General features: G+C 47.2%; 8 protein-coding genes. 7 read left to right on the top strand and 1 reads right to left on the bottom strand.

The features are described from left to right. The 7 genes from B4F99_RS01255 to B4F99_RS01225 form a co-directional block, all read left to right on the top strand. Nucleotides 1-405, top strand: a 405-nt coding sequence (locus tag B4F99_RS01255; protein WP_290754877.1) for a dUTP diphosphatase, incomplete at its 5' end; no start/stop codon positions are given. A 12-nt stretch (nucleotides 406-417) separates the two neighbouring features. Next, nucleotides 418-1,500, top strand: a complete 1,083-nt coding sequence (locus tag B4F99_RS01250; RefSeq protein WP_214852903.1) for a M42 family metallopeptidase — start codon at nucleotides 418-420, stop codon at nucleotides 1,498-1,500. Further along, nucleotides 1,475-2,260, top strand: a complete 786-nt coding sequence (locus tag B4F99_RS01245) for a TrmH family RNA methyltransferase (RefSeq protein ID WP_396209528.1) — start codon at nucleotides 1,475-1,477, stop codon at nucleotides 2,258-2,260. Before B4F99_RS01250 ends, B4F99_RS01245 begins: the two co-directional genes overlap by 26 nt. Before the next feature lie 308 nt (nucleotides 2,261-2,568). Then, a complete protein-coding gene (gene pheS / locus B4F99_RS01240; RefSeq protein WP_290754872.1) occupies nucleotides 2,569-3,591 on the top strand; it encodes a phenylalanine--tRNA ligase subunit alpha in 1,023 nt (340 codons plus the stop codon). A 12-nt stretch (nucleotides 3,592-3,603) separates the two neighbouring features. After that, nucleotides 3,604-6,000: a phenylalanine--tRNA ligase subunit beta gene (pheT, locus tag B4F99_RS01235; protein ID WP_290754870.1), complete on the top strand. Its 2,397-nt coding sequence runs from the start codon at nucleotides 3,604-3,606 to the stop codon at nucleotides 5,998-6,000. Nucleotides 6,001-6,211: 211 nt separating this feature from the next. Continuing rightward, nucleotides 6,212-7,642, top strand: coding sequence for an ABC transporter permease (locus B4F99_RS01230; protein ID WP_290754868.1), 1,431 nt, complete (start codon nucleotides 6,212-6,214; stop codon nucleotides 7,640-7,642). Between the two features lie 4 nt (nucleotides 7,643-7,646). Next, nucleotides 7,647-8,351 (top strand): ABC transporter ATP-binding protein, encoded by a 705-nt coding sequence (locus B4F99_RS01225; protein WP_290754866.1) that lies wholly within the window; start codon nucleotides 7,647-7,649, stop codon nucleotides 8,349-8,351. Between the two features lie 64 nt (nucleotides 8,352-8,415). Here B4F99_RS01225 and B4F99_RS01220 read toward each other — a convergent pair. Next, on the bottom strand, nucleotides 8,416-9,570 hold a 1,155-nt coding region (locus B4F99_RS01220), incomplete at its 5' end, for an MFS transporter (RefSeq protein ID WP_414651129.1).

Here is a 9,570-nt window from a genome sequence, read left to right as displayed (position 1 = left end):
CAATTCGACGAGCGTCTCCTTGCCTTATTGGTCGAACTCGGTGAACTTGCGAACGAGACACGTTGCTTCAAGTTCTGGTCGAACAAGGGACCATCCGCTCAAGTCACAATTCTTGAGGAATATGTCGATGGCGTCCATTTTCTACTCTCACTAGGTCTAGCACTTGAGTATAAGAAGAGTCATTTTGCAGAAGGTGACTTCTATTTAACGGCAACGGATGCTTTTTTAGACGTCTATAATAAAACGAACGTCTTCGCGATTTCGCGGACGGAACAAAGTTATGATGTTTTGATTGGTGCATACCTTGCATTAGGTGCTACACTAGGTTTTACACAGGATATGATTTTCAAGGCTTACATTTCTAAAAATGAAGCAAACCATGTACGACAAGACAACGGTTACTAAGGAGGAAATCAGATGAATGAACAATTACATATGCTAAAACGTCTCACGGACGCAACAGGTGTACCGGGAAATGAAAAGGAAGTCCGGAGCCTCATGCGTGAATATCTAGAACCCCATGCAGAAGCATTCCACCAAGATGGTCTCGGTAGTCTGTTTGCTGAACATAAAGGCGCAGGTGAAGATGCACCACGTGTATTGATTGCTGGTCACATGGATGAAGTCGGATTCATGGTCACGAAGATCGATGAAAAAGGATTCCTTCGTTTCCAACCACTCGGCGGTTGGTGGGGTCAGGTCCTCTTGGCGCAGCGTATGAATATTGTGACATCATCTGGTGAAGTCATCCCAGGTGTAATCGGCGCAAAACCACCTCATGTTTTACCACCGGAAGCGCGCAATAAGCCGGTCGACATTAAAGAGATGTTCATCGATATCGGTGCTTCATCGAAAGACGAAGTCGACAGCTGGGGAATTCGTCCGGGTGATACGGTCGTTCCACATTGCGAATTTACTGTGATGAAAAATGAGAACTTCTTGATGGCAAAAGCGTGGGACAACCGGATTGGTTGTGCCATCGCAATCGAAGCAATCAAACGCTTAAAAGCAGACGGACATCCGAACACGATTTTCGCAGGAGCGACTGTTCAGGAAGAAGTCGGGTTACGCGGGGCTCAAACTGTCGCACACCTGCTTAAACCATCGATCGCCTTTGCTGTCGATACAGGTATCCCGGGTGATACGCCAGGAATGACCGATCGTGAAGCATTGTCGAAATTAGGTGAAGGCGTTCAAGTCATCATGTTCGACGCGTCGATGATCGCACATCGCGGATTGATCGATTTCGTGACGAAAGTCGCAACAGAAGAAAATATCAAGTATCAACTGGACTTAACACCAGGTGGCGGAACGGATGCAGCGAAGTTCCATTTATCGAATACAGGTGTTCCATCACTTGCATTGACTGTACCGATTCGTTATCTGCACACGAACGTCTCAATCATGCATAAGGCCGATTTCGAAGCAGCCGTCGATTTAGTCGTTGCTGTGACAAAACGTCTTGATGCGGAGACTGTCCAAGCGATCTACGAGGGGTAATATAACAATGAAGCACATCGCATCAGCAAAGAACGAAATCGTTAAACAATGGAAAAAACTCTTAACGAAAAAAGGACGTCTGCAGACGAATCGCTTTTTGATTGAGGGAGAACACTTGATTGAAGAGGCTGTTCGCGCTGGAATCGTCAAGGAATTGATCGTGCGTGAATTGTATCAAGTACCCGGTTCTTGGAAACGGAACGCCGATGTCTTTACGATCGATGAAGCCGTCATCAAAGTACTGGCTGAGACGGAAACGTCGCAAGGTATCTTCGCTGTCTGTGAGATGAAACAAGCTTCGGTACAATTAGAGCGAGGACGTTATTTACTACTCGATCGTTTGCAGGATCCCGGAAACGTCGGGACGATGATTCGAACAGCTGACGCAGCTGGATTCGATGGTGTCGTCGTCGGACCGGGAACGGTTGACGTCTATAACGGAAAAGTCATCCGTGCGACACAAGGATCGCTATTTCACTTACCTGTTATCGCAATGCCACTCGAAGAGGCAGTCAATGCCTTGCATGAACAAGGGATTGCGGTAATCGGCACGGCGTTAGAAGGAGCGACGTCTTATCAAGGGATCGCACCGATGGATGCTCTCGGTTTAATTATCGGGAACGAAGCACAAGGCGTGGCGCCAGAGTTGCTTTCTTACTGTGATGAGCGTGCCTACATCCCGATCCGTGGTAAAGCGGAGTCATTGAATGCGGCAGTAGCAGCAGGCATTTTGCTCTATTATTTTGCAAGCGTGGATTGAAACCGACAGGCGTTCATGCTAAAGTGAACATCAGGAATACATCACGGACGTTGATGGAACAGAGTACGTTAGGGAATGATTCAATCAGGGAGAGGCAGTCATAGACTGAAAACTGCTTCGTGAATCTGCTAACCGAATTCACTCCGGAGTCGCACGAGAGATCGTGACGGGATGCGCCCGTTATCGCGCAATTGGAGGACTTTTCGATTGAAAAGTCAAACAAGGGTGGTACCACGGTGTTTACATCGTCCCTTCGGCATTTGCCGGAGGGACGTTTTTTTATATCTTCAACTAAAGGAGTGGGAAAGATGCTCGAGCAATTAGAAGCATTACGCGATGAAGCGTTGACATTAGTCGATCAGGCAACAACACAAAAAGATCTCAATGACGTCCGAGTCAAGTATCTCGGGAAAAAGGGACCAATCACGGAAGTATTACGAGGAATGGGTAAGCTATCAGCGGAAGACCGCCCAGTCGTCGGTGAGATCGCGAATGCGGTTCGTCAAGCGATCCAAGAGCAACTCGAACAACGTTTGACAGCTGTCAAACAGCAGGAGATGGATGCGAAACTGGCAGCGGAAGCAATTGACGTCACATTACCAGGACGCCCGAAAAAGGTCGGTCATGCGCACCTCTTGCAACAGGTGTCAGATGAGATCGAAGACATCTTCGTCGGACTCGGTTATACGATTGCGGAAGGTCCAGAAGTCGAGCAAGATCTTTTCAACTTCGAGATGTTGAATTTACCGAAGGATCACCCAGCACGTGATATGCAAGATTCATTCTACATCACGGAAGAAATTTTGATGCGAACGCATACGTCACCAGTCCAAGCGCGGACGATGCTCGCTTCTAAAGGGGAACCGATCCGTATTCTCTGCCCAGGTAAAGTCTATCGCCGGGATGAAGATGATGCGACGCACTCGCACCAATTCATGCAAGTCGAAGGACTAGTCGTCGGAGAATCGATTTCGATGGCTGACTTAAAAGGAACGCTTGAAGCCTTCGCGAAGCAGATGTTTGGTGAAGCACGTGAAGTCCGCTTACGCCCAAGTTTCTTCCCATTCACGGAGCCGTCCGTCGAAGTCGACGTTTCGTGCTTCAAATGTGGCGGTAAAGGGTGCAACATCTGTAAACAGACGGGTTGGATTGAAATTCTAGGTGCTGGAATGGTTCATCCTCACGTTCTCGAAATGGCCGAATATGATAGCACGAAAATGTCAGGTTTTGCATTCGGGATGGGCATCGAACGGATTGCCATGTTGAAATACGGTGTCGATGATATTCGCCACTTCTATACGAATGACGTTCGCTTCAGCGAACAGTTTTAAGGGGGAACGCAGATGTTAGTCTCAAAACAATGGTTGAACGAATATGTGGATGTCAGTCATACATCAGGACAAGACCTGGCTGATTTGATTACTAAGAGCGGAATCGAAGTCGAAGGCGTCGATGTCCGGGATGAAGCGTTAAACAACATCGTCGTCGGACGTGTGTTAACGAAAGAAAAACATCCAGAAGCAGATAAATTGAACGTCACGACAGTTGACATCGGACAAGACGAACCGGTCCAGATCGTTTGTGGTGCACCGAATGTCGAAGCAGGACAAGATGTCATCGTCGCGCGTGTCGGAGCCCGCTTGCCAGGGATTAAAATCAAACGTGCCAAATTGCGCGGTGTCGTCTCGGAAGGGATGATTTGTTCACTCGAAGAACTCGGATTCGAAAAGAAATACATCCGAGAAGATGAGCAAGACGGAATCCACACGTTCCGTGAACCAGTCACACCGGGACAAGATGTTCTAGAATTACTCGGTCTACGCGATGAAATCCTCGAACTTGGGTTAACGCCGAACCGGTCGGACTGTCTCAGCATGTATGGTGTCGCACACGAAGTGGCCGCGCTTTATGACACGACACCGACTTTCCCGGTCGTTGAAGTCAAAGAAGCAGAGCCAGCGACGACAGTAGAAGTAACGCTTGATTCAGAGGAGTGTTCGTTCTACGCGGCTCGAGAAATCCAAGGGGTGACGATTCAAGAATCACCGACTTGGTTAAAAAACCGCTTGATTGCAAATGGCATTCGTCCGATCAACAACGTTGTCGACGTCACGAACTTCGTTTTACTTGAAACAGGTCAGCCGCTTCATTCATTCGATGCCGAAAAACTCGGGAAACAAATCGTCGTGCGTCAAGCACGTGCAGGGGAGTCATTCACGACGTTAGACGAAGTCGAGCGGACACTTGATTCTTCGATGCTCGTCATTACAGACGGAGAACGCCCGGTCGCGCTTGCTGGAGTCATGGGTGGAGCAAATACCGAAGTGGACGGAAATACGACATCGATCATTTTAGAGTCTGCTTATTTCGCACCGATTTCTGTCCGGAAGACGAGCCGTGTTCTTGGACTCCGTTCTGACTCGAGTGCGCGTTTTGAAAAAGGTGTCGACCCACGTCGTGTCTTGTTAGCACTCGATCGTGCTGCAGCTTTGATTGCTGAACTTTCGGGTGGAACGGTTCAAGCCGGTGTCGCTGAAGCCGGAACGCTCGAGCTTGACGATCATTTGATTGAAGCGAGTGTCTCGTACATCAATCATCGTCTTGGTATGGAAATTGAAGGAACGGTCATGCAAACGTTACTCGAACGTCTTGGTCTCGGTGTTGAATTATCGGGGGATGCCTTGACGGTCAGCGTACCGACTCGCCGCCAAGATTTGAAAATTCCAGCTGATTTAGCGGAAGAAGTGGCACGTCTCTATGGATATGATGCCCTGACTTCAAGCTTACCGTCTGAAGCGAGCCGTGGTTTCTTACCAAAACGGAACATCCACCGTCGTCATTTACGCCGGACACTGCAGGGAGCAGGTCTTTCGCAAGCGATCACGTATTCATTGACGAGCGAACAACGCGCGATGCAATTCAATGAACGGGAAGATTTGCATCCGGTTAAACTGGCGATGCCAATCAGTGAAGCACGTTCGACACTGCGGACGTCCCTCATTCCGGGACTCCTTGAAGTCGCACAACATAATGTCGCACGACAGCATGCCGATGTTGCGTTTTATGAACTCGGCAGTGTTTATCTGCAACGGGATGCGTCACTTGAGACACTTCCGATCGAACAAGAAATGATCGGTGGCGTCGCTGTCGGTGTATCAGAACAACACCGGGCCCATGGAACACTTGTCAAAACAGATTTCTTCGTCATGAAAGGAATCGTCGAGACACTCGCATATGCGTCTGGTGTCACGTTGACGTTCGAAGCAGCGAGCATTCCATCGATGCACCCAGGGCGGACGGCACGTATTCTGCTTGATGGAGAAGCAATCGGATTCGTCGGTCAAGTGCATCCTGGTCTGTCAAAAGAACAGTATGGTCTAAAAGAAGTGTACGTCTTCGAATTAGAGGCGATGGCATTGCGTTCGAAAGAGGAACAGGTCTACTCGGAAATCTCACGTTTCCCATCGATGACACGTGACTTAGCAATCGTCGTCGAGCGATCAGTGACGGCGCAATCCATCGTCGATGTCATGACGGAAGCAGCCGGTCCACTTTTACAGACGATCGAATTGTTCGATGTCTATACGGGTGAGAACGTCGGAGAGAATGAAAAATCATTCGCTTTCTCCCTCCGTTATCAAAACAAGGAACGGACGTTAGTCGATGAAGAAATCACGACAGCGCAACAACGAGTCGTAGATGCAGTGAAAGAAACATTCAATGCGGAACTTCGCGCATAATTAGGTAATGGAATGGGACATGGATCATGATGAAGATTCCACGGTTACCTATTTTCAGATTAAAAGTAAAATGCAGTTCTTTTCTTAACTGAAAAGAACTGCATTTTTTTGTTTCATAGCGTTTCTTCGTTCAATATACAGTTGAACTACAGTCGAGCTACAGATTCGTTTCATACGATGAATGCAGACGATAAAAGGAGGAACAGGACATATGAATTTTTTGAAACGGGCTGGGAAGAGTATCATCGCTCGAAAGGGCAAGACGATGATCATGTTGATTATTTTAACGGTAATTGGATCGCTGGTTCTATCAGGATTCGCGATTCAGAATGCTGCAAAATCAGCTGGAGAAGAAGCAAGAAAAGAACTGGGAGCTACCGTGACGTTACAAGTCGACCGACAAAAACAAATGCAGGAGCGACAAGCTTCTGGAGAACGAGGAAGACCAGAAGAAGTTAAAATTTCGATGAAAGAAGTTGAAGCGATCGAACAACTAGATGCAGTCAAGTCGACTAATTATCTTTCGCAAGCGACCGCGACCGCGAGTGATATTGAACCGATCGAAAGTGAGTCGACGAATACAGGTGGTGGACCGGATGGTGGACCAGGCGGTGAAATGCCAGAGGGAATGACGACGCCCGACTTCTCGTTGAACGGTGTGACGAATATGGAGTTACTTGATTCGTTTTCGAATGGAACATTAAAAATTGTTGATGGCGTAGCATTGACGTCTGATGCGAAAGAAAATAGTGTTGTCATCGATGAAAATCTAGCAACTGAAAACGACCTTAAAGTAGGAGATACATTCAAACTGAAATCGACAACGACGAATCAAACACAAAAACTGACGATCATCGGGCTTTCTTCATCGACAGATGCGAGTTCAGACGCAAGTTTCCGTGCTGCGGGGTTCATGGATCCGATGAATCAAATGTATGTTTCAAATGAGACGCTTGCCGACTTTGCTACCGAGGATGGGACAGTGAGTGCGTCAAGTGTTGTCTACTCTCTAAAGGATCCGTCTGAAATTGAGGCGTTCAAACAAAAAGCAAAATCGGTTTCATCAGTGGACTGGGATACGTTCACGTTGGATGCGAATGATGCGGCTTACCAAAAAATGGTCGGACCAATTGAACAAGTTGCTTCCTTCTCAAAATCAGTCGTCTATCTCGTTAGTATCGCAGGTGGTTTGATTCTGGCACTTTTGATTTTGTTATCTGTACGTGAACGCCGGAAAGAGATGGGGATTTTGATGGCAATGGGTGAAAAACGTTCGAAGCTGATGAGTCAATTATTAGTTGAAACATTTGCGATTGCGGCAGTTGCGTTTCTCATAACGTATGCGACGGGAGGAATGACATCACAATTCATGACCGATCAATTATTAAACCGAGAAGTGACAGAAGCGGCAAGTTCGGCTACGACGGATGGATTTGGAGGTCCAGGTGGAGGTCCGGGTGGTCAAGGACAACAACTCCTCGCTAGTATTCCTCAAATTACAGAGATGACGACGAAAATTGACTGGTCGACACTAGCACAAGTCGTTCAAATCGGTAGTCTGATTGTCTTTTTATCCGTTTTATTACCGTCACTTATCTTATTACGAATGAATCCAAAAGAAATCTTATTGCGGGAGGATTAATCAGATGACGACTTTAGAAATGACGAAGGTGTCGTATGCGTATACATCAGCAGGAAAGCAACAACGAATCTTAAATGAGGTATCGATGCAGTTCGAGGCGGGAAGATTTTATGCAATTCTTGGAGAATCAGGTTCTGGTAAAACGACTGCGTTAAGTTTACTCAGTGGACTAGACTCACCAACGGAAGGACAAATACAGTATGAAGGACGTGAATTGCGAAAAATCGGACTGACGACGTATCGATCGCGTCATGCAGCGACTGTCTTCCAATCCTTTAATTTATTAACTTATATGAATGCTATTGATAATGTCATTGTCGCACTTGAGTTGAGTGGGCGACGGATTAAGGAGAAGAAGAAACGAGCTCTTGAGTTACTGGAACAGGTCGGGATCGATGAAATACATTCGAAAAAGAACATATTACAGTTGAGTGGTGGTCAGCAACAACGGGTTGCCATCGCGCGCGCTCTAGCGACAGAAGCGCCAATCATATTAGCGGATGAACCGACAGGGGCACTCGATGAAAAAACAGCTACGGAAATCATCCGTTTGTTTCAACAGCTAGCGCATGATGCCAGTCGTTGCATCATCGCAGTGACACACTCAGCAGAAGTCGCACGTGCTGCCGATCAAATCATTGAACTGAAAAAACAACGGTTCGTCGAAAAGAAACCTATCGTTGAAGGGCAGACCATACCGGCTCGTTGAAGAAACGAAATGAATGTATTAAAAGAAGGGACTCTCATCAATCGTTGAGAAGTCCCTTCTTTACTTATGAGGCGATGTCCTGATTGGTTGCTGTAGCGGAGGAACGTCTCGAATACACATATAAGAGACCGCTGCTGACGACGACGAGACTGCAGATCAAAAACATATTCGAGTATCCAGTCTTAGCCGCAATGCCCGATAGCAGGAAAGCACCGATGCCAAAGCCACTATCATAGGCGAGGAAAAATGTAGAGATGGCTTTGCCTTTTTGTTCAGGAGCTGCATACGTCAGCATGACCGTCTGCAATCCTGGGAAGATGGAGGCGGAGCCGATGCCGATGATGAGGGCGGCGAACAACAAACCATAAAGCGTTGGAAAGAATCCAAGTACTAGAAATCCGACCGCATACAGACCATAGGATGGAATAAGCACGGAAGCTGGTCCTTTTCGGTCAAACCGTTTTCCGGCTAGTGGACGAATGGCGACCATACCGAGCGCAGCCAGTCCGTAAAAATAAGAGGCATACGTCACATGGTGAATGGAGTCGGCATACAAGGAGATAAATGCAGACGTACTGGAAATCGCAATTCCCGCAAAGCTTGTAGCTAGCAACAAGACAGGACTGTCTAAGAAAAGCGATTGACGGAGCCGAAATGGTGACGTTTGCGGAATATGACTGCTCGTCAATGGTAAACGGATCATGAAAAGAAATGAACAGATGGCGAGTAGAGCAACTGTCATGAAATACCAGACCATGACATCATGAGCAATCAACGTCAATCCGATGACAGGACCGAGGACGGAAGCGAGATTCATCGAGAGGACGAAGTAACCCATTCCTTCACCCTGACGATGCTTAGGAATCAACGTCGTGACACTTAAACTCAGTGAAGAAGAGATCATACCGAAACTGAACCCATGTAACACACGAATGATGAGCAATAAACTGAATGATTCAATCGGCAGAATGATCAAGTAGAGACAGCTAAAGAGAGTAAACAGACTAGCAGATAATAGTAACATCCGTTTCAGTTCGTACCGATCGAGCCAATGACCAATCAACGGACGTGAACAGACCGTTGCGAGTACGAATGCCGTCACGACCCATCCGAGTGATCCTTGTGAAACCTCGAATTTTTGGGCGGCGAGTAGAGGCAGGGATGCATTTAATAAGTAAAACGTTATGAATAATAAGAGATTGACGAGTAATGTCGTCAC

The organism is Exiguobacterium sp. UBA3491, assembly GCF_002377745.1.
In the GTDB taxonomy this organism is placed as follows: domain Bacteria; phylum Bacillota; class Bacilli; order Exiguobacteriales; family Exiguobacteriaceae; genus Exiguobacterium_A.
This window is presented reverse-complemented; position numbering and strand designations above follow the sequence as displayed.